Consider the following 753-nt stretch of genomic DNA (forward strand, 5'->3'; position numbering starts at 1 on the left):
TACGGCCGGGTGATCACCCGGGGGTCCGTACCGGACGGGCCGGCCGGGTAAGGGGGTGTGGGCGGTGGCCGTTCATCGATGCCCGGGGAATGGGCGGGCGGTGCCGGTGCCGGGTCCAGCGGGCTGCCGGGCAGCAGGATCAGCAGGCCGGCGGCCACAGCGGCAGCCGCACCGAGCGCGGTCAGGGCGATCCTGCGCGCGCGGCGCACGCCCCAGCTCCGTCCTTGTGGCGGTGCGTCGGGGCGGAGGTCGTGGTGCGTGACGAGCGCGGCGCGGGCGGCCAGCGCGGTACGCAGCCGGTCCTCGGTCGCGGACCTGCGGTCTTCGGTGTGCGGCCTCATCGGCCCGCCCCCAGCTTCTTCTCCAGGACATCCAGTGCGCGGCTCGCGGTGGATTTCACCGTGCCGCGCGACAGTCCGAGCGTCTGTGCGATCTGCGCCTCGGTCAGGTCCGACCAGTAGCGCAGCACGAGCACCTCGCGCTGACGTTGCGTCAACTGTGCTACGGCGTCCAGGACTTGGCGGTGCTCTTCGACGAGCAGCAGTCCCTCGTCGACGGGCGGCCCGTACCCCTGGTGGGGTGGCGTGTAGGCGCGGGCGGTGCGACGTCTGCGCAGTACGGAGCGTGCCGCGTTGACCACGGCGGTGTGCAGATAGGCCCCGGGGTCCCGGAGCCCGTCCAGCGAGGTGCCGTGCGTACGGCAGACGGCGGCGAAGGCGTCCTGGACCACGTCCTCGGCGGTGTGCAGGTCGT

The 753-nt window shown here is 73.3% G+C and carries 2 protein-coding genes; both read right to left on the reverse strand.

The genetic code is table 11. The annotated features are described in order from the left end of the window. A partial coding sequence (locus J0695_RS39620; RefSeq protein WP_206969686.1) for a hypothetical protein occupies positions 1-341 on the reverse strand: 341 nt, incomplete at its 3' end. Next, the coding region (locus J0695_RS39625) for an RNA polymerase sigma factor (protein WP_206969688.1) at positions 338-753 on the reverse strand (416 nt) is incomplete at its 5' end. The genes J0695_RS39620 and J0695_RS39625, both read right to left, overlap by 4 nt.

It is taken from the genome of Streptomyces beijiangensis (assembly GCF_017315755.1).
Classification (GTDB): Bacteria; Actinomycetota; Actinomycetes; order Streptomycetales; family Streptomycetaceae; genus Streptomyces; species Streptomyces beijiangensis.